At 70.6% G+C, this 18,816-nt stretch carries 22 protein-coding genes and 2 pseudogenes; 11 read left to right on the top strand and 13 right to left on the bottom strand.

Annotated features, from left to right (window positions below; genetic code table 11):
- Positions 1-103: 103 nt before the first annotated feature.
- Both ACTWP9_RS15710 and ACTWP9_RS15705 read left to right on the top strand, forming a co-directional pair.
- On the top strand, positions 104-883 hold the full coding sequence (locus tag ACTWP9_RS15710; RefSeq protein WP_443246761.1) for a TVP38/TMEM64 family protein: 780 nt from the start codon (positions 104-106) through the stop codon (positions 881-883).
- Between the two features lie 33 nt (positions 884-916).
- Positions 917-1,789 carry an undecaprenyl-diphosphate phosphatase gene (locus ACTWP9_RS15705; RefSeq protein ID WP_443246760.1) on the top strand — a complete coding sequence of 291 codons (873 nt, stop codon included), beginning with the start codon at positions 917-919 and terminating at the stop codon, positions 1,787-1,789.
- 21 nt (positions 1,790-1,810) lie between these two features.
- On the opposite strand, the gene ACTWP9_RS15700 is transcribed toward ACTWP9_RS15705, so the two are convergent.
- Positions 1,811-2,125 (bottom strand): DUF6343 family protein, encoded by a 315-nt coding sequence (locus tag ACTWP9_RS15700; RefSeq protein ID WP_443246759.1) that lies wholly within the window; start codon positions 2,123-2,125, stop codon positions 1,811-1,813.
- A gap of 83 nt (positions 2,126-2,208) precedes the next feature.
- Positions 2,209-2,451, bottom strand: a complete 243-nt coding sequence (locus ACTWP9_RS15695) for a DUF6011 domain-containing protein (RefSeq protein ID WP_443246758.1) — start codon at positions 2,449-2,451, stop codon at positions 2,209-2,211.
- A 151-nt stretch (positions 2,452-2,602) separates the two neighbouring features.
- On the opposite strand from ACTWP9_RS15695, the gene ACTWP9_RS15690 reads away from it, so the two are divergent.
- From ACTWP9_RS15690 to lnt, 4 genes are all read left to right on the top strand, one after another.
- Positions 2,603-2,806, top strand: coding sequence for a chaplin (locus ACTWP9_RS15690; RefSeq protein ID WP_443246757.1), 204 nt, complete (start codon positions 2,603-2,605; stop codon positions 2,804-2,806).
- 143 nt (positions 2,807-2,949) lie between these two features.
- Positions 2,950-3,222 carry a hypothetical protein gene (locus ACTWP9_RS15685; protein WP_443246756.1) on the top strand — a complete coding sequence of 91 codons (273 nt, stop codon included), beginning with the start codon at positions 2,950-2,952 and terminating at the stop codon, positions 3,220-3,222.
- Between the two features lie 204 nt (positions 3,223-3,426).
- A complete protein-coding gene (locus tag ACTWP9_RS15680) occupies positions 3,427-4,464 on the top strand; it encodes a DMT family transporter (protein WP_443246755.1) in 1,038 nt (345 codons plus the stop codon).
- A gap of 174 nt (positions 4,465-4,638) precedes the next feature.
- Positions 4,639-6,171 carry an apolipoprotein N-acyltransferase gene (gene lnt / locus ACTWP9_RS15675; RefSeq protein ID WP_443246754.1) on the top strand — a complete coding sequence of 511 codons (1,533 nt, stop codon included), beginning with the start codon at positions 4,639-4,641 and terminating at the stop codon, positions 6,169-6,171.
- Here the strand turns inward: lnt and ACTWP9_RS15670 are convergent.
- A complete protein-coding gene (locus ACTWP9_RS15670) occupies positions 6,143-7,048 on the bottom strand; it encodes a Gfo/Idh/MocA family protein (RefSeq protein ID WP_443246753.1) in 906 nt (301 codons plus the stop codon). The genes lnt and ACTWP9_RS15670 overlap by 29 nt on opposite strands.
- Positions 7,049-7,208: 160 nt before the next feature.
- Between ACTWP9_RS15670 and ACTWP9_RS15665 the strand changes: the two are divergent.
- The 3 genes and pseudogenes from ACTWP9_RS15665 to ACTWP9_RS15655 all read left to right on the top strand — a co-directional run.
- A pseudogene (locus ACTWP9_RS15665) lies at positions 7,209-7,313 on the top strand (TetR/AcrR family transcriptional regulator); the annotation flags it as partial.
- 232 nt (positions 7,314-7,545) lie between these two features.
- Positions 7,546-8,115, top strand: coding sequence for a DinB family protein (locus tag ACTWP9_RS15660; RefSeq protein ID WP_443246752.1), 570 nt, complete (start codon positions 7,546-7,548; stop codon positions 8,113-8,115).
- A gap of 72 nt (positions 8,116-8,187) precedes the next feature.
- A complete protein-coding gene (locus ACTWP9_RS15655) occupies positions 8,188-8,736 on the top strand; it encodes a hypothetical protein (protein ID WP_443246751.1) in 549 nt (182 codons plus the stop codon).
- A 53-nt stretch (positions 8,737-8,789) separates the two neighbouring features.
- Here ACTWP9_RS15655 and ACTWP9_RS15650 read toward each other — a convergent pair whose 3' ends face one another.
- The 3 genes from ACTWP9_RS15650 to ACTWP9_RS15640 all read right to left on the bottom strand — a co-directional run bounded on the left by ACTWP9_RS15650 (position 8,790) and on the right by ACTWP9_RS15640 (position 11,914).
- Complete coding sequence (locus ACTWP9_RS15650; RefSeq protein ID WP_443246750.1) at positions 8,790-9,332, bottom strand: hypothetical protein; 543 nt, start codon at positions 9,330-9,332, stop codon at positions 8,790-8,792.
- 205 nt (positions 9,333-9,537) lie between these two features.
- Positions 9,538-10,206 carry a uracil-DNA glycosylase gene (locus ACTWP9_RS15645; RefSeq protein WP_443247010.1) on the bottom strand — a complete coding sequence of 223 codons (669 nt, stop codon included), beginning with the start codon at positions 10,204-10,206 and terminating at the stop codon, positions 9,538-9,540.
- Positions 10,207-10,327: 121 nt separating this feature from the next.
- Positions 10,328-11,914: an ABC transporter substrate-binding protein gene (locus tag ACTWP9_RS15640; RefSeq protein WP_443246749.1), complete on the bottom strand. Its 1,587-nt coding sequence runs from the start codon at positions 11,912-11,914 to the stop codon at positions 10,328-10,330.
- Positions 11,915-12,471: 557 nt separating this feature from the next.
- On the opposite strand from ACTWP9_RS15640, the gene ACTWP9_RS15635 reads away from it, so the two are divergent.
- Positions 12,472-13,206 carry a hypothetical protein gene (locus tag ACTWP9_RS15635; RefSeq protein WP_443246748.1) on the top strand — a complete coding sequence of 245 codons (735 nt, stop codon included), beginning with the start codon at positions 12,472-12,474 and terminating at the stop codon, positions 13,204-13,206.
- A gap of 132 nt (positions 13,207-13,338) precedes the next feature.
- Here the strand turns inward: ACTWP9_RS15635 and ACTWP9_RS15630 are convergent, their stop codons facing one another.
- From ACTWP9_RS15630 to ACTWP9_RS15605, 6 genes are all read right to left on the bottom strand, one after another.
- The gene (locus tag ACTWP9_RS15630; protein ID WP_443246747.1) at positions 13,339-14,115 is read right to left on the bottom strand and encodes an SDR family oxidoreductase; all 777 of its coding nucleotides are present in this window, start codon (positions 14,113-14,115) and stop codon (positions 13,339-13,341) included.
- A gap of 22 nt (positions 14,116-14,137) precedes the next feature.
- Positions 14,138-14,899, bottom strand: a complete 762-nt coding sequence (gene fabG, locus ACTWP9_RS15625; RefSeq protein WP_443246746.1) for a 3-oxoacyl-ACP reductase FabG — start codon at positions 14,897-14,899, stop codon at positions 14,138-14,140.
- A gap of 130 nt (positions 14,900-15,029) precedes the next feature.
- Positions 15,030-15,443 carry a DUF3037 domain-containing protein gene (locus ACTWP9_RS15620; RefSeq protein ID WP_433103946.1) on the bottom strand — a complete coding sequence of 138 codons (414 nt, stop codon included), beginning with the start codon at positions 15,441-15,443 and terminating at the stop codon, positions 15,030-15,032.
- On the bottom strand, positions 15,440-16,258 hold the full coding sequence (locus ACTWP9_RS15615; protein ID WP_443246745.1) for a HipA family kinase: 819 nt from the start codon (positions 16,256-16,258) through the stop codon (positions 15,440-15,442). Before ACTWP9_RS15615 ends, ACTWP9_RS15620 begins: the two co-directional genes overlap by 4 nt.
- 187 nt (positions 16,259-16,445) lie before the next feature.
- Entirely contained in the window at positions 16,446-16,775 is a 330-nt protein-coding gene (locus ACTWP9_RS15610; RefSeq protein WP_443246744.1) for a hypothetical protein, read from the bottom strand.
- Between the two features lie 465 nt (positions 16,776-17,240).
- A complete protein-coding gene (locus tag ACTWP9_RS15605) occupies positions 17,241-17,726 on the bottom strand; it encodes an NUDIX hydrolase (protein ID WP_443246743.1) in 486 nt (161 codons plus the stop codon).
- Between the two features lie 294 nt (positions 17,727-18,020).
- Between ACTWP9_RS15605 and ACTWP9_RS15600 the strand changes: the two genes are divergently transcribed.
- The gene (locus tag ACTWP9_RS15600) at positions 18,021-18,329 is read left to right on the top strand and encodes a DUF3159 domain-containing protein (RefSeq protein ID WP_443246742.1); all 309 of its coding nucleotides are present in this window, start codon (positions 18,021-18,023) and stop codon (positions 18,327-18,329) included.
- Positions 18,330-18,683: 354 nt separating this feature from the next.
- Here the strand turns inward: ACTWP9_RS15600 and ACTWP9_RS15595 are convergent.
- Positions 18,684-18,816 (bottom strand): annotated as a pseudogene (locus tag ACTWP9_RS15595) (FAD-dependent oxidoreductase); the annotation flags it as partial.

Raw genomic sequence — 18,816 nt, 5'->3', positions numbered from 1 at the left:
CGGTGGTGGACGGGGAGCGAACACCGCTGCGGAGCGGCATTTTTCGGGCTTTCCGTACAGCCCCGAACGGCGGAGGTGCCGGTTCGTCGGTTACGCTCCCACCGTGCCCGTCCCCGCCACGCAGCCAGACGGACTCCCCAGCCGTCTCACCAGGACCCTGCTCTCTCCCTGGTCCCGCCTCGCCCTGCTCGCCGTGCTGCTGTCCAGCGCGGCGACGACGATGCTGCTGTACGAGCCCCAGCGCGTACTCACCCACGGCTGGTCTCCCCAGGCTGCCGGCGGTACGGCCGTCGCCCTGTTCGGCGCCGCCTACGGGCTGTGCACCGCGGCCTTCGTACCGCGGCCCGTGCTCAATGTCGCGGCTGGTGTCCTCTTCGGCGCCCAGGCGGGCACGTTCTCGGCGACGGCCGGCACGGTGATCGGCGCGGGCATCGCCTTCGGACTGGGCCGGATGCTGGGCCAGGACGCGCTGCGAACGCTGCTCCGCGGCCGCTGGCTGTCCGCCGCCGACCGGCAGTTGAGCAGGCGCGGCTTCCGCTCGATGCTGGTGATCCGGCTGCTGCCGGGCGTGCCGTTCGCGGCCTCCAACTACGGCGCCGCCGTCTCCCGGATGAGCTGGCCCGCCTTCCTGAGCGCCACTGCGCTCGGCTCGGTGCCCAACACCGCGGCGTACGTCATCGCGGGCAGCAGCGCGGCGAAGCCGACCTCACCGGTCTTCCTGGCCTCGTTCGGCTTCATCGCGCTCTCCGGGCTGGCGGGCGGCGTGGTCGCCTGGCGCAAGCGCGCCCATCTGAAGGGTGGCGCGTCGGGTACGGAGGCCCGCCCCGCCGTTCCGCCCGAAGCCTGCTCGACGGCCGCATCCGAGCCGGTCTCCCACCACTGACCCCGACTACCACAGGGACGAGCCCCTCCGCCGATGTCTTGGTTTGAATCCTTCGTCCTCGGACTCGTCCAGGGACTGACCGAGTTCCTCCCGATCTCCTCCAGCGCGCATCTGCGGCTGGTCGCGGCGTTCGCCGGCTGGCACGACCCTGGCGCAGCGTTCACCGCCGTCACCCAGATCGGCACCGAGGCAGCCGTCCTGATCTTCTTCCGTAAGGACATCGGCCGCATCGTGGCGGCCTGGTTCCGCTCGCTCTACAGCAGCGAGGCCCGCCGCGACCACAACGCGCAGATGGGCTGGCTCGTGATCGTGGGCTCCATTCCGATCGGTGTGCTCGGGCTGGCCTTCAAGGACCAGATCGAGGGCCCCTTCCGCGATCTGCGGCTGATCGCGACGACGCTCGTGGGGCTCGGTATCGTCCTGGGCATCGCCGACCGGATGGCGGCCCGCGACTCCAAGGGCGGCCGCCACCGGGCCCGGCGGGAGCGCAAGTCCCTGGAACAGCTCACTGTGCGCGACGGTCTGCTCTTCGGCTGCGCGCAGGCGCTGGCGCTGGTCCCCGGGGTGTCCCGGTCGGGCGCCACGATCAGCGGCGGCCTGTTCATGGGCTACCGGCGCGAGGCGGCGGCCCGATACTCCTTCCTGCTGGCCGTTCCCGCGGTGCTCGCCTCCGGTCTGTTCGAGCTGAAGGACATCGGCGAGGGCCACGTCTCCTGGGGGCCGACGATCTTCGCCACGGTGCTGGCGTTCATGGTGGCTTATGTCGTCATCGCGTGGTTCATGAAGTTCATTTCGACCCGCAGCTTCATGCCGTTCGTCATCTACCGGATTCTGCTGGGGCTCGTGCTCTTCGCCCTGATGGCGGCGGGCGTGATCAGTCCGCACGCGGGCGAGTCGGTGGGCTGAGCCGGGCGGCTGAACGGGTGATCAGCGGCGCTGTTCGCGCTCCTGGCGGCGTCTGCGCCTGAGCACCAGCAGATCGACGGCGGCGCCCAGCGCCAGGGCGCCGCAGACCGCGGCCAGCACCATGAGCACCCGGTCGCTGGGCGAACTGTGACTGTCGGAGGACGCGGCCCACCAGGCGAACAGCGCCGTGGCCGCGGCGAAGAACGGCACTCCGATGGACGACAGCAGCGTGCGCAGCCAGATATCGCTGCGCGCGGTCAGCGGCTCGGTGCCGGAGCGGCGGCGGGAGCGGCGGTGGTCGTCCCGGTGCGGTCCGGGCTGTGGTGGCTGGGACACGGGAACTGCCTTTCGCCGGTGGACTCTCCCATGATTCCGGCGCGTTCCCGGATCCCCGCGCAGACGCGCCAGGAGCCCGCAGCTCACAGCCCGGGCAGCGCGTCCTGGTCGACCTCGCGCCGGGGCGGCGTGGGCGCTGAGCGTACGGCCAGCTTGTGACGGCAGTCCGGGCCCAGGCCCCACAGCCGCGAGGCACGGTCACGCAACGGCTGCCCGCACATACGGCACAGCACCCGCCGCCCCGGAACCGGCTCACTGTCCGGCAGCAGGGCCGCCTCTTCCCGCTCCAGGTCCGCGGTGTGCCCCGGCTCCTGCTCTGCGTTCATTCCCGGCCCCCTTCCGTGCCCTAACACGGCCCTCTCGGCAGGCACCGTACCAACACGGACACCCGGCCGGAGTAGCCCGAAATGCGCGACATGTCCGTACGCCGTCACGGTGGGCGTGGAGACAACAACCACCCCTCTGTCGGGAGCGAACATGCGAATCCGTACTGCCATCACTGCCGGCGCCCTCAGCGCCATCGCCCTGCTCGGCTCCACAGCGGGGACCGCAGCCGCCAACGACGATCCCCATGGCAAATCGCCGGGCTCTCTGAACGTCGGCGTGAACGCCTGCGGCAACCCCATCGGCATCCCGATCCTGAGCCCGGCCGTTCAGAACTACTGCAAGAACAAGTTCTGAGGTCTTACGACAGCAACTGATGCACGTCGGCCGTCGGACCCCGTCCCCGCACCGTGCGGGCGGCGGGGTTCCGTCGGTCCGCGGCGAGCGATCCCGCTGTGTACAGCAGTGCCGGGTGGGGCGAGGACTGCCACACTGGCCGTATGGACAACTTCTACCGTGGTCCCGCGACCCTGCTGACCGGAGCCGCCGAGGTGCCGGTCGACGTGGCGCTGTTCACGGAGACCACCGGCCCCGGAACCGCGTGGTCCGGCACCATCAGGCCGGAGGGCGACCGGCGGCTGTGGACCGATCTGGAGGGCGACACGGCGCGGCTGCGGCTGGCCGACGGGCGCGTCTGCCGGGTCACCGTGCTGGGCAGCGGCTTCGGACCGGTCGAGGTCTCGGGCGAGGGCCCGCTGCCGACCCAGCCGTAGACCGCACCACGGTCGGTGCCGGGCCGTCCGCTGACCGGCATGCCGGTCATCCCCGGGGTGTCACCTGGCAGGGGGACACGGCTCGGTGCCGTACTCCGCTGGCTGTACATCAAGACGATGCTGACAGGTGACGACAGATCACCGCGTGCGCGGAATCGTGGACAGCATGAACCCGATGCCCAACCCGCGCCGCGCGGACCGGATATGAGCGCACTGACCACGGCGGTGCTGCTGTCCCTGGTTTCCGCGGTCAGCTACGCGCTGGCCGCGATCGTGCAGGAGCGGATCGCCACGACGACAGCGCCGAGCCGATGGGGGCTGCTGCGCTCCGGCATGTGGTGGACCGCGGCCGTGCTGCAGGGCTCGGGCGGGTTGCTGCACGTGGTCGCGCTCGGCCTGGGGCCGCTGACCGTCGTCCAGCCGCTCGGCGTACTGACGCTCGTCCTCGCCGCTCCGATGGCAGCTCTCCTGGGCCGGCGGCAGGTGGCCCCGGCCGCTTGGCGGGGCATCGTCCTCGTCTCGGCCGGGCTGGCCGGAATTCTGCTGCTCACCGGTGACCGGGGGGCCGATTCCCTGGAGGGCGGCGGCCAGTTCGTCCTCGCGGGCTGTGTGCTGGGCGCTCTCGCGCTGCTGGTGGGTACGGCGACGGGAGTGCGGCGGCTGGGCCACGGCCGCCCCGGCAGCCGCGCCGCCATGCTGCGGAGCGTGTCGCTGGCGCTGGCCGCGGGGGTGGCGTACGGCGCCGCCTCGGTGTTCGTGAAGACGCTCGCCGACGGCTGGACCTCTGCCCCGTTGGCCACCTTCGTGCCGCTGGCCGTGCTGACGGCGGTGCTGGCGGCTGCCGGGCTGGCCAGCTCGCAGGCTTCCTACCGGGACGGCGGACTGGCCACACCGCTGGCGACCGCCACCGTGGCCAACCCGGTGGTCGCCGCAGCCGCGGGGATACTCCTGCTGGGCGAGGGCTTCCGGTACGGCGCGACGGGCACGGTGCTGGCACTGGGCGCCGGGGCGCTGGCCGCCTGGGGCCTGGTCGTGCTGTCGTCCGACAGCACCCGGCAGGTACGGGCGGAGGAGACTCCGCAGCCCCGGCCCCGGGAGCCGCGACCGCGGAGCAACAGCGGACCGGGTCGGACCGCAGAGGCCGATTTCGCGGTACAGCAGGCGCCGGAAGCGGCGACGCGCACCGTGGTCGTCCCCGCCTCTCGCACTCCCGCGGGCCGCCAACCGGTGCCCGCGCCGTAACGGACCAGGGCCGTCCGGCTGCCCCGCCCCAACGGCGACCGAGGGCGCGGCCGATGCGGGCCGCGGCGTATGTCCGCGCACAGCCGCGCCGCGCCCGCCCCCGCACGCCCCCTCGCTCGCCCGCACCCCCTCCCGCACACTGGTGATCGGAGCACCGGATGAAGGAGGGGGCCCATGCGTCCGTGGCCGGCGTCCCGTTGGGTTCGCGTGGCGCTGCCACTGGGGGCGGGCGCCGTGCCCGTGCTGGCGTTCCCCGCCCCCTCGCTGTGGTGGCTGGCGTACGTCGCGCTGGTGCCGTGGCTGCTGGTGCTGCGCAACGCACCCTCGGGCCGCGCTGCTGCGTTCGCGGGCTGGCTGGGCGGTACGGGGTTCATGCTGGTGATGCACCACTGGCTGATGCCGAACCTGCATGTGTTCATCCTCCTCCTCGCCGCCCTGCTGGGGCTGTTGTGGTTGCCGTGGGGCTGGCTGGTGCATCGGCTGCTGGCCGGCACTCCGGGCGCCGGGCGGCTGGCGGCGGCCGTGGTGCTGGTGCCGTCGGGCTGGCTGTTGGCGGAGTTGGTCAGATCCTGGGAGTACCTGGGCGGACCGTGGGGGCTGTTGGGCGCGAGCCAGTGGGAGGTTCGACCTGCGCTGCGGCTGGCCTCGGTGGGCGGCGTATGGCTGGTGAGCTTCCTGCTGGTGGCGGTGAACACCTTGCTGGCCGCCGTGCTGACCGCGCCCCGCGCCCGGGTGGCCGCCGTGGTGGGGCTGGTGTGCGTCGCCGTCATCACCAGCGCGGTGTGGCTGTGGGCGCCGCAGCCCCAGCCCGCGGGCAGCACCCGCATCGCCGTCGTACAGATCGGGGAGACGCTCTCGCGTCAGGAGCGGTTCGCGCGCGGCGAGGAGCTGACCCGCCGGCTGGCGAACCGCGATCCCGACCTGGTGGTGTGGGGTGAGAGCAGCGTCGGCTACGACCTCAACGCGCACCCCGCGCTGGTGCGCAGGCTCGCCACGCTCTCCCGGCAGACGGGTGCGCCGCTGCTGGTGAACGTCGACTCGCGGCGGGACGACCGGCCGGGCATCTACAAGAGCTCCGTCCTCGTCGACGAGCACGGGCTGGCCGGGCAGCGTTACGACAAGATGCGGCTGGTGCCCTTCGGCGAGTACATCCCGGCCCGCGCGTTGCTCGGCTGGGCCACATCGGTGGGCCGGGCGGCGGACGAGGACCGCAAGAGGGGCCGCACATCGGTGGTGATGCGCGCGGACGGGCTGCGGTTCGGGCCGCTGATCTGCTTCGAGACGGCGTTCCCCGATATGAGCAGACAGCTGGTCTCGAAGGGCGCCCGGGTGCTGGTGGCCCAGTCGTCGACCTCCACCTTCCAGCAGAGCTGGGCCCCGGAGCAGCACGCGTCGCTGGCGGCGCTGCGGTCCGCCGAGTCCGGGCGGCCCATGGTGCACTCGACGCTCACCGGCATCAGCGCCTTCTACGGCCCCGAGGGCGAGCGGGTCGGCGCCCCGATGGGTACTGACACCAGCTCCGTGCAGCTCATCGAGGTGCCGCTGGCCACGGGTACGACGCTGTACGTACGCCACGGGGACTGGATGCTGTGGCTGGCGCCGACCGCACTGCTGGCGTACGGCGTGGTGGAGGGCGCGCGGGCGGCGCGGAGGCGACGGGCCCGGGAGCGCGCGGAGCTCAGTGCGACTGTTCCAGAAGGTCGTTGAGGACGCGTTCGCACAGCTCGTGAGTGCGCAGCGCGTCCTGTGCGCTGAGCGTCCGCCCTTCCCGTACGGCGTCGAGGAAGGCGAGCACGCACTGTTCGATGCCGCGCTGCCGGGCGACGGGCACCCAGTCGCCGCGGCGCCGGACGCTGGGCTGGCCCTTGTGGTCCACGATCTCCGCGAGATCGCGCACCTCGCGCTTGGTGTCCTGCCCCGAGACCTCCAGGATCTCCTCGGCCGAGCCCGAGAGCCGGTTCATCACGCCGAGCGCGGTGAAGCCGTCGCCCGCGAGCTGGAGCACCACATGGTGCAGCAGCCCGTCGCGGATCCTGGCCCGCACTTCGACGTCGTCCGGTTCGCCGGGGGCGAGGAAGCGGAGGGTGTCGACGACGTGGATGAAGTCGTCCAGCACCATCCTGCGGGGCTCCTCGGGCAGGCCCACCCGGTGCTTCTGGAGGAGGATCAGGTCGCGCGGGTGCTCCAGGCACTGCGCGTACCCGGGAGCGTGCCGCCGGTTGAAGCCGACGGCGAGGCTGGTGCGGCGCCGCTCGGCCAGCTCCACGAGGGCACGTGAGTCGGCGAGTTCACGGGCGAGGGGCTTGTCGACGAAGGTGGGCACGCCTGCGTCCAGCAGCCGGTGCACCAGCTCCGGATGGGCGTTGGTGGCGGCGTGCACGAACGCAGCGTCAGGGCGCGTGGCGAGCAGCCCGTCGAGGCCGGTGTGCCGGTGCGCGTCCGGCACCCGGTAGGCGTCGCCGACGGCCGCCAGGGTGGCCGGGGTGCGGGTGACCAGATGCGGCTCCAGGCCCGGCTGGGCCATGAGCACCGGCAGATACGCCTTCTTGGCGATGTCACCGAGGCCGATCACACCGATCCTCACGGGCCCTCCCTCACTGTCGAACGGGTGACTGCGTCTGCGTCTGCGTCTGCGTCTGCGTCTGCGTCTGCGTCTGCGTCTGCGTCTGCGTCTGCGTCTGCGTCTGCGCAGCATACGTGCGCTCCGGCGGGCGCCAGATTGCCGCCATGACTCCACGTGATGTCGCCACGCCTCGTACCGCGCCGTGGACGAGACAGCCGGGCTGCCACTGGGCTCCACGTCCAACCACGCACGGACCCGCGCTGCCCTGCTGAAGGCGGCCGTGCGCTGCTGGCCTGGTGCGACGGCATCCTGTTCACCTGCACGGCGGGCACCTTCAACACGGTTGTCCCCACCGAGGAGGAACTGCGGGCCAGCCTGGAGGAGATCCTGAGCGGGATGCTGGAGCCCCGCGGCTGACGCGGCAACGCACCACGGGGCCCCCGCGCCGTGCGCCCCTCGCCTCAGCGGTCGCTGGGAAAACTGTCGCTCCGCGCAGCTCCCGCGACGAAGATGGCCGCATGACGACCGAAGAGGAACAGCCCAACGGCGCCGAACAGTCGCAGAGACGCCCGGTCGGAGCCGTGAGCGGGCTTCCGCTCCCCCAGGGCAGCGGCTCCGAGAGACAACTGCTGGAGCAGTGGCTGGATTTCCACCGCGCCACGCTGGCCGCGAAGTGCGAAGGACTCAGCGACGAGCAGCTGCGGAACGCCTCGGCCCCGCCGTCCGGGCTGACTCTGCTGGGGCTGCTGCGGCATATGACCGACGTGGAACGCCACTGGTTCCGGTTCGTGTTCGGCGAGGAGGACTCCGACCCGATCTACTTCACCGAGGAGGCCCCCGACGACGACTTCGTGGTGACCGACACCGACACCGGCGCCGGGACGCTGGCCATCTGGCAGCGCGAGGTCGACAGGGCCCGCAAGTCCGCCGCCCGGCGGTCCCTCGACGACGCCGGCACCAACCCTCGGCGGCCCACCTGGACCAACTCCCTGCGCTGGATCCACCTGCACATGATCAGCGAGTACGCGCGGCACAACGGCCACGCCGACCTGCTGCGGGAGCGCATCGACGGGGCAACGGGCTTCTGAGCGCTCCGTGATCACTCCTGGGGGGACTTCCCGGCGGGGGCGCCGGTGGGAAGAGTTACCGGAGTGTCTCGTATGACGAAAGCCATGGCCGTAGCGGGAGTGGCGCTCTCGGCCACGACCGGATGCCTCACCGTCCCGGGCGGCCCCACTCCCGGCGACGGGCCCTCGCCCCAGCACTCCCCCACCGGTCGCGCGGCGCCGTCGCACCGCCTGGTGCGCCCTCTCGTGAAGGAGGCGCTGTCCCAGCTTCCCCAGCACGGGACTACCCGCGGCCTGCACGATCCGGAAGACCCACGGCGACACGGCACCTCCGTCGGCACCCGCGAGAGCGGCACCGCGACCGACGCGATGGCCCGCACCGGGCAGCAGCCCGTTCCCCGTCCCGCTCCGCTGCCCGGCACCCAGGTGCAGGCTCCGGCAGCCGGAGATGACGGTGCGGGGCCAAGGCGGGCGGAAGGCGGCGGACCCGGCGGCGCGGGCGCACACCGACAGCACGGGCGCGGCCAGGGCCCTGGCCGGTCCGGCACTGGCGCCGGCATGTGCGAGCTGGGCGAGACGTACGGGCGGTGGGACCCGGACAGCGCCCAAGCCCGCATCTGCCGTGCCACCTACGGCAAGTGATCCGCGCACGTCAGCGCTCCGTCTACGGTCAGCGCTCCATCTACGGCAGATGCCTACGGCAGGTGATCCGAGCCGCCGCTGGAGCCGTCCGCGGTTCCGCCGGGCGAGGCGGCACCGTCGGCGATCCGCTTCTCCAGGCGCTCGATGGCGGCACGGATGCCCTCTCCGTACGCGTCCGCGGGCAGCGCGTCCAGCTTGCCCCGCGCTCGCTCCAGCTCGCCCCGGGCGGCCTCCTCGTCGCCGAGTTTGACGTGGTCGGCGGCGAGGTTGAGATACAGGGAGGGGTAGAGCGAGCGGACCGCCAGCTGGTGCTCGCCCCAGCTGACCCGGTCCCGGTCCAGGGCGTCCGCGGCGGCGAGGGCGCGCAGGTCCCAGGCGAGCTCGTCGGCCGGGTCGTCCTGGGTGTCCGCCATGTAGTGCGCGATGGTGCAGCGGTAGAAGAGATCGGCGTCCGTGTCGGTCTCCGTCCACAGCGCGGCGAAGCGGTTCCGGGCCTCCTCCCGGTCACCACCGCGGTGCAGCATGATCGCCTGGCCGATCCTGACCATCGTCGCGTCCTGCTCGCCCTGGGGGGCGTCCTGCTGGGGCTCCGCCACGAGGGGCTCCTCCCGTTCGCCGTGTGCTGGGTCTACGACGCTAACGGCCGCCTGTGACAATGGCGCTCACCTCGGGAGGAGCTCCGCGTGGCTCGGCCCGGACCGGAGGGCTCAGCCCGGACCGGAAGACACGACCCGGTCCTCGTGGCTCGGCCCGGACCGGAGGGCACGGCCCGGACAGGTGGCTGGGCCCGGGCCGGGTGACTCAGCCCAGATCGGGGATGCGCCAGTCGATCGGGGTGTGCCCCTGGGCCGCGACGGCCTCGTTGATCTGGGTGAAGGGCCGGGAGCCGAAGAACCGCTTCGCCGACAGCGGCGAGGGGTGAGCGCCCTGCACCACCGCATGCCGCTCGGTGTCGATGAGCGGCAGCTTCTTCTTCGCGTAGTTGCCCCACAGCACGAACACCGCCGGGTCGGGGCGGTCGGCGACGGCGCGGATCACGGCGTCGGTGAACTTCTCCCAGCCCTTGCCCTTGTGCGAGTTGGCCTCGCCCTCGCGTACCGTCAGCACCGCGTTCAGCAGCAGCACACCCTGCTGGGCCCAGGGCATCAAATAGCCGTTGTCCGGGACGGCGTGGCCCAGCTCGTCACGCATCTCCTTGTAGATGTTGCGCAGCGAGGGCGGTGTCTTGACGCCCGGGCGGACCGAGAAGCACAGCCCGTGCCCCTGACCGGGGCCGTGGTACGGGTCCTGGCCCAGGATGAGCACCTTCACCTGCTCGTACGGGGTCGCGTCGAGGGCGGCGAACACCTCCTCACGGGGCGGGTAGACGGGGCCGCGCTCCCGCTCCTCCTCGACGAACTCCGCCAGTTCCTTGAAGTAGGGCTTCTCGGTCTCCTCCCCGAGGACGCCCTGCCAGGACTGGGGCAGCATCTCTTTCACGCGCTGTTACCTCCGCTGCGGTGGTGCTCTTCCGAGTGGTGATCAGTGATCGCGAGCGGTGATCAGTGATCGCTCCGAAGGTACCGCCCGGCTCTGACAGCCCCGCAGGCCGCTACCAACTCGACTTCTTGTACAGCTCCCACACGCGCAGAATGACCGAGGCGTCCACCGCCCACTCGACACCCGCGATGTCCTTCTCCGCCGCGACATAGACCTTGCCCTGCCACAGCGGCAGCAGCTGTACGTCGTCGGCCATCGTCTGCTGGACCTTCGCGAACGACTGCCCGGCCGCTCCGCGGTCGCTCTGCCGACGTGAGTACGGCAGCAGTTCCTCGGTCAGCTTCCGGTCCGGGTACGGGGTGCCCACCGCGTTCTTCTCACCCACGAAGGGCGTGATGTAGTTGTCCGCGTCGGGGAAGTCGGCCGACCAGCCGCGGCCGAAGACCGGGTACTCCCTCTTGAGGTAGCCCTTCTGGAACGTATCCCACGGGCGTGACTTGAGGGTGATGTCGAAGAGGCCGGAGTCCTCCAGTTGCCGCTTGATTTCGGCGAACTCCCGGCTCGTCGCGTCGCCGTAGCGGTCCTTGGCGTACCAGAGGGTGAGGTTCACCTTGTCGAAGATGCCCGCGTCCCGGAGCGTCTTGCGGGCCTTTTTGGGGTCGGGCTCCCCGTAGCGGTCTAGGTAGGCGTTGGTGTGCCCGGTGATGCCCGCCGGGACCATGGAATAGAGGGGGTCGGCCGTCCGATCGTAGATCTCCCGCACCAGCTTCTTACGGTCCACGAGCTGGGCGACGGCCCGGCGTACGGCGGGCTTGGCGGCCTGCTTGTCCTTACGGTTGAAGACCAGGAAGTGCACCTCGGAGCCGGTCATCTCGCTCAGGTCGATGGAGGTGTCACCCGTGGTGGTGGCGTCCTGGAACTCCAGGATCTGCTCCGGGGTCAGCCCGCGGTAGGTGACGTCTATTCGGCCCCCCTTGAGGTCGCTGACCATGGTGGTGGATTGCTTGTAGTAGCGGATGGTGACCGCGTCGTTCCTGACCTTCGCGCTGCCCTTGTAGTCGGGGTTCTTGACCAGCTCGGCCTTCTTGCCCGGTATGTAGTCCTTGAGCGTGTACGGTCCCGAGCCGGTCACCGAGTTGCCCGGGTGCTGGGTGGCCCTCGGGTAGTCCATGGGGTCGACGAGGGAGGTCGCGGGGGTGGAGAGGATGAACGGGAAGGTGGCGTCCGACTTCTTCAGCCGGAAGACAACTGTGCGACTCCCCCGGACGTCGACCTGCTCAAGGTTACTGAGCAGCGCCGCCGGGCCGGAGGGGGCGTCGATCGAGGCGATGCGGTCGAAGGAGTGCTTGACCGCCTGGGCGTCCAGCGGCCGGCCGCTGGAGAACTTCAGCCCCTCACGCAGCTTGCAGCGGTAGACCCGGCTGGCCGAGTCGGTGAACTCGCAGTCCTTGGCGGCCTCCGGCTCAGGGGTGGTGCCGGAGTTAGGGATGGTCATCAGGGTCTGGAAGACGTTCCGGTACAGCTCCCAGGAACCGTCCCATGCGGCGGCCGGATCGAGGGAGCTGGGAGCGCTTGTGGTGCCGACCACGATCCGGTGCTCCTTGCCCCCGTCGCCGGGAGAGAGCGAACTGCACCCGGCCACAAGTGCGAGGGGGAGTATGGTCGCTGCGACTCTCGGCAGCCCGTTCCGGATGAACACGTGCGCGCTCCTCAGTCGGCGGTGCCTGTACTGCTGGTGCGATGCCCTTGGGGTGCGCCCTTGGTCCGAGGCAACACCCAACTACGGGAAATTGCTTGGACATTACCCCAGCCACTGCCGACAACGGAGCGGAACAAGACGTCCGACTGCGATGAGCTGGGCCGGTCCAGGTGAACAGACGCCTTTGGGCCTGCGAAAAGCGGCCGTACGGTGCCGTACTCGTCCGCCCAGATTCCGGCTCGCCCAGGGGCTGAACGGTGCGTTCGGTGCGAGCGCTGGTGCGGATGCGCTTGCACACGGCACGGCGGATCAGCTTCCGCAGAGTTCGTTCTTCTCCCGGTTCGCGGGTTCCGGTTCGGCGAGCGGGTCTTCGGCCGACTCGCATCGGGCGTACGACTTACGGCAACTCCCGCTCGCCGATGGTGAGTTGCCATGCCGAGCCCGACCCCCGACCTCGCCATGAATCCGCTTGTGTAGCAATTTCACAAGTCGCTACAGTGAGCGGTCTGTCCCGCGCCCCTAGGCGGGGCCCCCGGTCATCGACAGGAGCAGCAGGCATGAGCAGCAACGACCGGCCGACCGGCACCGACGACGGGCCGGCAGCGACGCACAACGGGGGCACCGACACTTCCAAGTCGCCGACCTCGCCCGCCGGGGAGGCCGCGGCCGTCGTGAGCAGCGTCGAGCGGTTCCGCGCGCAGATGATGAAAGCCGTCGAGGAGTTCGACCGTGCGCGCCGTGCCGAGATCATCGCCGCCGGCGGAGACCCCGAGAACGGCACCGACCCGCTCGCATACGTCCGGTGGATAGCCGACCGATACGACCAGCGCCGCGACGACTGCAAGGAGACGGCCGCCCTTCTCGACGGCTTGGCCCACGAGCTCGACCTCGACGACGTGCGCGCACTGCGCATCGCCGGGGAAGTCGCCCAGGCCGTCACACCCCGTGTCGTCGAGGACGCCGCGATCCGCGGCATGAAGCCCGACCGGATCGCCGCCGCGATCGGCCTCACCCCGTCGCGCGTCTACGGCCTCCTGCGCGAGCAGCGGCAGCAGCGCGTGCGCACCATGGTCGAGGGCGGCGTCTCCGCCGACAAAGCGGCACGTGACAACCCGCGCTCCGCACTGATCCGCTATACGGCCACGCTCGACGCCGTGCAGCTGGACGGCCCGGAGCTCCGAGCCGCCGAACAGTTCCTCGCCCAGCTCCGCGCCGCCGTCGAGGAGCGCGAAGGGGAACACGCGGGGGAGCACGAAGAGGAGCAACGCACCCCTGCGCACGGCACCGAATGACCCGCGGGCACGCTGCGCCCCGCTCCGGCCGAGGGCCGCGAGGGAGCCGAGTCAGCCGTTCGGCGCCGGGAAGGACATCGGCTGCGCGGCGGACGCACCGGGGTGCGACCGCCGCTCGGGCGCCCGTCCCGGCTACTCGACGCCCGCGTTGAGGAAGAGACCGCCGTCCACGGTCAGCGTCTGACCGGTGATCCAGCCCGCCTCGTCGGAGGTGAGGAACTTGGTGGCACCCGCCACGTCCTCAGGCGCGCCGAGCCTGCCCATCGGATAGCGGGCGGCGGCTTCCTCCTCGCGTCCCTCGTAGAGCGCTGCGGCGAACTTCGTCTTGACCACGGCCGGGGCCACCGCGTTGACCCGCACCTTCGGCGCGAACTCGTGCGCGAGCTGCTGGGTCAGATTGACCATCGCCGCCTTGCTCATGCCGTACGCGCCGATGAACGGTGAGGCCGAGATGCCCGCGATGGAGGCGACGTTGACGATGGTGCCGCCATTCTCCTGCTGCCAGGCGGCCCAGGTGCGCTGTGCGAAACCGAGTGCCGAGATCACGTTCGTCTCGAACACCTTGCGTGCAACGCCCAGGTCCAGCTCTGCCATCGGCCCGAACACCGGGTTGGTGCCCGCGTTGTTGACCAGATGGTCGACGCGCCCGTACGTCTCCATCACCCGCTCGACGACGGCCGCCTGGTGATCGAGGTCGTGCGCCTTGCCCGCGACGGCCATCGCCCGCTCGGAGCCGAGCCGTTCGACCGCCTCCTTGAGCGCGTCCTCGTTCCGCCCGGTGATGCACACCCGGTCGCCGCGCGCCACCAGCGCCTCGGCGATGCCGTAGCCGATTCCGCGGCTGGCGCCCGTGATGAGCGCGACCTTCCCGGTGTCGGGCCTGGTTCCGCCCGCTGTCTGCTCTGTCATCCGTTCCGCTCCTCGCCGGCCGTCAGTTGAGGGGTCCGCCGGCGACGTACAGCACCTGGCCGGAGACGAAGCCGGCCTTCTCGTCGGCGAAGAACGCGACCGCGTTGGCGATGTCGGCGGGCTCGCCCACGCGCTGGACGGGGATCTGGCCGGCCGCGGCGACCTTGAAGTCGTCGAACTTCATGCCCACGCGCTCGGCGGTGGCTGCGGTCATGTCGGTGGCGATGAAGCCGGGGGCGACCGCGTTGGCCGTGATGCCGAACTTGCCCAGTTCCTTGGCGAGGGTCTTGGTGAAGCCCTGCATTCCGGCCTTGGCCGCCGCGTAGTTGACCTGGCCGCGGTTGCCGAGCGCCGAGGACGAGGAGAGGTTGACGATGCGCCCGAAGCCGGCGTCCACCATGGACTTCTGGCAGGCGCGGGACATCAGGAAGGCGCCCCGCAGGTGCACGTTCATGACCGTGTCCCAGTCGCTGTCGCTCATCTTGAACAGCAGGTTGTCGCGCAGCACACCGGCGTTGTTCACCAGCACCACGGGCGCCCCGAGCTCCTCGGCCACGCGGCTGACAGCGGTTTCCACCTGCGCGGAGTCGGAGACGTCGCAGCCTACGGCGATCGCCTTGCCGCCCTGCTCGGTGATCTGCTCGACGGTCTGCGCGCAGGCGGCCTCGTCGAGGTCGAGGACGGCGACGGCACAGCCCTCGGCCGCCAGGCGGACGGCCGTGGCCGCGCCGATCCCTCGGGCGGCGCCCGTCACGATCGCGACTCGCTGCTCGGTGCTGGACATGCTGGTATCTCCTCGGCCTGAGATGGTGAGCAACCGCTTAGTACCTTTGGCAGTCGTGACGCTATGGGGCGGGCGATGCGGTGTCAACGCCCGCCCCTACCGAGGCAGCCCCTTCCGGCCCGCAGGCGCCTTACCGCACCAGCAGATCCAGCAGGCGCTCGCTCTCGGCCTCCGGATCGGCGGTCAGCCCGGTGTGCACCGGGCCGGGCTGGACGACCGTGCTGCGCGGCGCCACCAGCCACCGGAAGCGGCGGCCCACGTCCTCCCCGGCGGCCTGCCCGGCCTGCGCGCCCCCACTGCAGACGCCCTCCACGGCGTGCAGCGCGGCCCGTACGCCCTGGACGTCGGCGCACGGGTCGAGGGCGAACAGCCGGTCCTCGTCGAGATGGGTGCGGGCGCCGAGGAAGGAGCGCGCCCGGCAGTAGACGAGGACGCCCGCGTTGATCAGCTCGCCGCGCTCGATGTGGGGAACAACACGCAGCAGCGCGTACTCGAACACGTCGAGATCGCTGCGCGCACCTGCCGCCGTCCGAATCCGCGTCACTTGGCATCGCCGCCCTTCCCGGTGAGCCACCCCGGCGCTTGCGAGGTCCCGTCCTTGCTCGGCTCGCCGAGCGTGATCCGCTCATGGATCGTACGGGCGCGGGACGCCAGGACCTTGGTGTACGCGGCGCGTACCTCGTCCGGGTTCTCGAAGCCCGGTTCGTCCACGAGCCATTCGTCGGGGATCTCGGCGGCGCACTCGGACAGCAGTTCCTCGGTGACCAGCGGCGCCAGCTCGGCCGCGGCCTCCTCGGTCAGCGGCGCGAAGGGGGCCAGTGCGTGGTCGGAGGCGTCGTAGGGGCGCTCCGCTGCGGCCTGCGCGGTGGGCCAGTTGTGGTGGAAGATCAGCGTCGCACCGTGGTCGATCAGCCAGAGATCGCCGTGCCACACCAGCATGTTGGGGTTGCGCCAGGAGCGGTCGACGTTGTTCACCAGCGCGTCGAACCACACCACCCGGCCGGCCTCCTCAGGGCCCACCTGGTAGGCGAGCGGATCGAAGCCGAGCGAGCCGGGCAGGAAGTCCATACCGAGGTTGAGCCCACCGCTCGCCTTCAGGAGCTCCTGAACCTCCTCGTCCGGCTCGGCGAGGCCGATCACCGGATCGAGCCAGGTCCGCACCAGCTCGGGCACCCGCAGGCCGAGCCGCCGGGCGAGCCGACCGCACAGCACCTCGGCCACCAGGGTCTTGCGGCCCTGCCCGGCGCCGGTGAACTTCATGACATAGGTCCCCAGGTCGTCGGCCTCGACCAGACCGGGGAGCGAACCGCCCTCGCGCAGTGGTGTGACGTAGCGCGTGGCTGTGACTTCGGGGAGCATTTTCCCAGGTTATACGCCCGTCTGTCCTTGGGATTCACGGCGGACCGCCGGGCTGGTCCGACCCAGCGGCCTGCCGTGATCACACCTGGGGAGAATCTGGGGAGTTTCGATTTCTGACGTCCATCCCGCGCGCGAGCGGAACTAGGGACTCCCCCGCTTCCAGCGCAGTTTGCTGCGGCTGTGCCGGTCAGCCAGCAGGCACGAAGCCCTGGGCCTGGTTGAGAAGGAAGGGGGATCCGGGCTTCTCAGGTGTCCAGCCTTTGGCGCGAGCCGTGCGGATCGTGGCGGCCACCTCCGCGGGCAGTACGGGCCTGGCGGGGATGTCGAACGAGTTGCTCGGATGCGGCTGGTCGGTGGTGACCACCAAAGTGGTGCCCGGCGTCTCGGCATGTTCGACGGCGTAAGTCAGCGGACCCCAGACCAGTCCCTGGTCATAAGTTGGTCGCCCTCGGGTTCTCCATCGGTAGGTGACGCCGTCGACGGTGATGCGGCGTGCGCCCTTCTTGACCAGTGCCATGGCCTCCTCCTTCTATGGGCCGGAGAGTAACCAATGGCCCGTCGACCCCATCGTCGGCCAGCTCATCGACGCTTGGCTCATCCGGCCGCCCCAGCCCGACCCGACCGACCGCAAGACCGGGCAGAAACGCGCCAGCACCCGCTATTACGCCGCGATCCTGGAGCGCACCCTCACCCGCCGCCTGCAAGAAGGCCGACCACTTCTGCGCGCCATCCAGGTCCTCATCGACCGCGAGCCCATCCTTCACCCAAGCCGCCGCAGGCGGAGAACAACCCGGGAAGTACGACGACCTGGGCGAGGGCTACTGCAGCTATGACTTCTTCGCCAACTGCCCGCACCGGCTGGCCTGCGCCCGCTGTCCGTTCCACGTCCCCGAACAGTCCGCGCAGCGCCGGCTCCTGGCCGTCAAGTGCCGAGCGGCCTCACCACTGGAACACCAGGTCATTCACCAACGGGTCATCAGACTCACGGACCAAGCTGCAGTGGCTGGTCGGGGATTCCATCCTTGATCAACCTCGTCAGTGGACCGGCGAGATCACGCGGACCAAAGACATCGGGCCCTTGGTAGTCGGTGATCTCCGCCAGCCGCCACCACCGAAACCCCGTGATGTTCTCGGCAGCCAGCTCGTCCCTCGACAGTGCACCGTTTGGCTGGAAGGCCGCGGTGCGGACGAGGAAGTAGTCCTGGATCGCGCCGTCATACCCGCGCACATAGCCGGACGCGACGACTCTCCGATGCCACACGTGCGGCGGCGTCCCGTCGATCACGAGCCCGATCTCCTCATGCAGCTCGCGGCGCAGTGCCGCGTGAGGTGTCTCACCGGCCTCGATGCCTCCTCCCGGAGCTGCCCAGACAACCCTCTCCGGAAGGGCGAACCTGCACAGCAGGATGCGGTCCTCCTCGTCCAGAACGATCGCACGGGCCGAGTGACGCAGGTTCAGCAAGCGCATCGGGACACCCTACGCGCCTCCGCCAGCCGGTCCAGGACTGCCGCCAACCGCCGCAACACACTCGTGAACTGCCTCCGACCGTCCCTGACTCGACCACGGTGACACCGACGGTGCCACTGCCGAAGACGGGCTTGACGATCGCGGGCCAGCCGAGCCCGGGACGTCGGACGTGACCTGACCGCCCTTCGGAATACCCGGACACATGTCGCGTGCGCTCTCCGCCGATTCGGCGGCGCGCCGAGCAGGCAGCCTTCCGTCTCTGACGCACGTCACACGTCCCCCAGCGTCGTCGCGGTGGCCATCGCCGCAGACCGGCTGAGGCGCAAGGAGTCGATCGTGCCCGCCATCGGCGGCATGCTCGGTGTCGCGATCGCCGCCGGCATTTCCTGGCGGACCGGATCCGCCAAGGACTACTTCCTCTTCGGCGTCCGGTACGCCGTCCAGGGGCACCTTTACCAAGCGGACAAGGTCGATGCGCGGGGCGTGGCCAAGATCGTCATGGGATATCCGCTCATGGGCGTCTGTCTCCTGGTGGTCGCCTGGGCCGCCCGGTGCTCCAGCAACCGGCTGAAGGCATCGGACTGCGGCTCGCCGGACGGCTGACCGCCGCGCCCTCGTAACTAGCCGTCACATGCCGGTTGAGCCTTGATCGGGCTCGTCCGGCAGCCGCGTCGCCGGGGGCCAGGAGAAGGATCGGACCCGGGCGACGGACCTGACGTTGAACCGTTACGCGCCGACGAACTGCCCTGCGCGAAGGCACTGAGGGCATACTGACCGGTCGGTCGGAGGCGGCGCTGTCCGGCGTACTCCGCTCAGCGAGCCCTCGCACCGTCTGTGGCGATGGGGCCGATCCCGATGTCCGGGTCGGCCTGCCGGGTTCCGAGTCCATCGCCGCTGAACTCCAAGGCCAGAGCGGCAAATTCCGGTGGCGTCCGTCGTCCGTGCGCGTGCCCGGGTTCACGTCGTGGGCATGAATTCGGGCAGGGTGAGGGCCGAGTGGGCCGGTCGTCCCTCCGTGGCGGGGGGCATGGTGCTGAGTTTGCGCAGCATGTCGTTGCGCTGTTCCAGGGCCCGGGCGGTGGTGGGGAAG

The sequence above is a fragment of the Streptomyces sp. 3N207 genome (genome assembly GCF_052246355.1).
GTDB lineage: Bacteria > Actinomycetota > Actinomycetes > Streptomycetales > Streptomycetaceae > Streptomyces.
Note: the sequence above shows the minus strand (reverse complement) of the source record. Positions and strands in the feature narration are given on the sequence as shown.

Coding starts and splice junctions, on each gene's coding strand:
- ACTWP9_RS15630 (WP_443246747.1), bottom strand. CDS start 14,115: ATGACAGAGCAGACAGCGGGCGGAACCAGGCCCGACACCGGGAAGGTC.
- ACTWP9_RS15610 (WP_443246744.1), bottom strand. CDS start 16,775: ATGGCACTGGTCAAGAAGGGCGCACGCCGCATCACCGTCGACGGCGTC.
- ACTWP9_RS15660 (WP_443246752.1), top strand. CDS start 7,546: ATGACGACCGAAGAGGAACAGCCCAACGGCGCCGAACAGTCGCAGAGA.
- ACTWP9_RS15645 (WP_443247010.1), bottom strand. CDS start 10,206: ATGCTGCCCCAGTCCTGGCAGGGCGTCCTCGGGGAGGAGACCGAGAAG.
- ACTWP9_RS15605 (WP_443246743.1), bottom strand. CDS start 17,726: ATGCGCTTGCTGAACCTGCGTCACTCGGCCCGTGCGATCGTTCTGGAC.
- ACTWP9_RS15635 (WP_443246748.1), top strand. CDS start 12,472: ATGAGCAGCAACGACCGGCCGACCGGCACCGACGACGGGCCGGCAGCG.
- fabG (WP_443246746.1), bottom strand. CDS start 14,899: ATGTCCAGCACCGAGCAGCGAGTCGCGATCGTGACGGGCGCCGCCCGA.
- lnt (WP_443246754.1), top strand. CDS start 4,639: ATGCGTCCGTGGCCGGCGTCCCGTTGGGTTCGCGTGGCGCTGCCACTG.
- ACTWP9_RS15655 (WP_443246751.1), top strand. CDS start 8,188: ATGACGAAAGCCATGGCCGTAGCGGGAGTGGCGCTCTCGGCCACGACC.
- ACTWP9_RS15695 (WP_443246758.1), bottom strand. CDS start 2,451: ATGAACGCAGAGCAGGAGCCGGGGCACACCGCGGACCTGGAGCGGGAA.
- ACTWP9_RS15690 (WP_443246757.1), top strand. CDS start 2,603: ATGCGAATCCGTACTGCCATCACTGCCGGCGCCCTCAGCGCCATCGCC.
- ACTWP9_RS15680 (WP_443246755.1), top strand. CDS start 3,427: ATGAGCGCACTGACCACGGCGGTGCTGCTGTCCCTGGTTTCCGCGGTC.
- ACTWP9_RS15705 (WP_443246760.1), top strand. CDS start 917: ATGTCTTGGTTTGAATCCTTCGTCCTCGGACTCGTCCAGGGACTGACC.
- ACTWP9_RS15685 (WP_443246756.1), top strand. CDS start 2,950: ATGGACAACTTCTACCGTGGTCCCGCGACCCTGCTGACCGGAGCCGCC.
- ACTWP9_RS15615 (WP_443246745.1), bottom strand. CDS start 16,258: ATGCTCCCCGAAGTCACAGCCACGCGCTACGTCACACCACTGCGCGAG.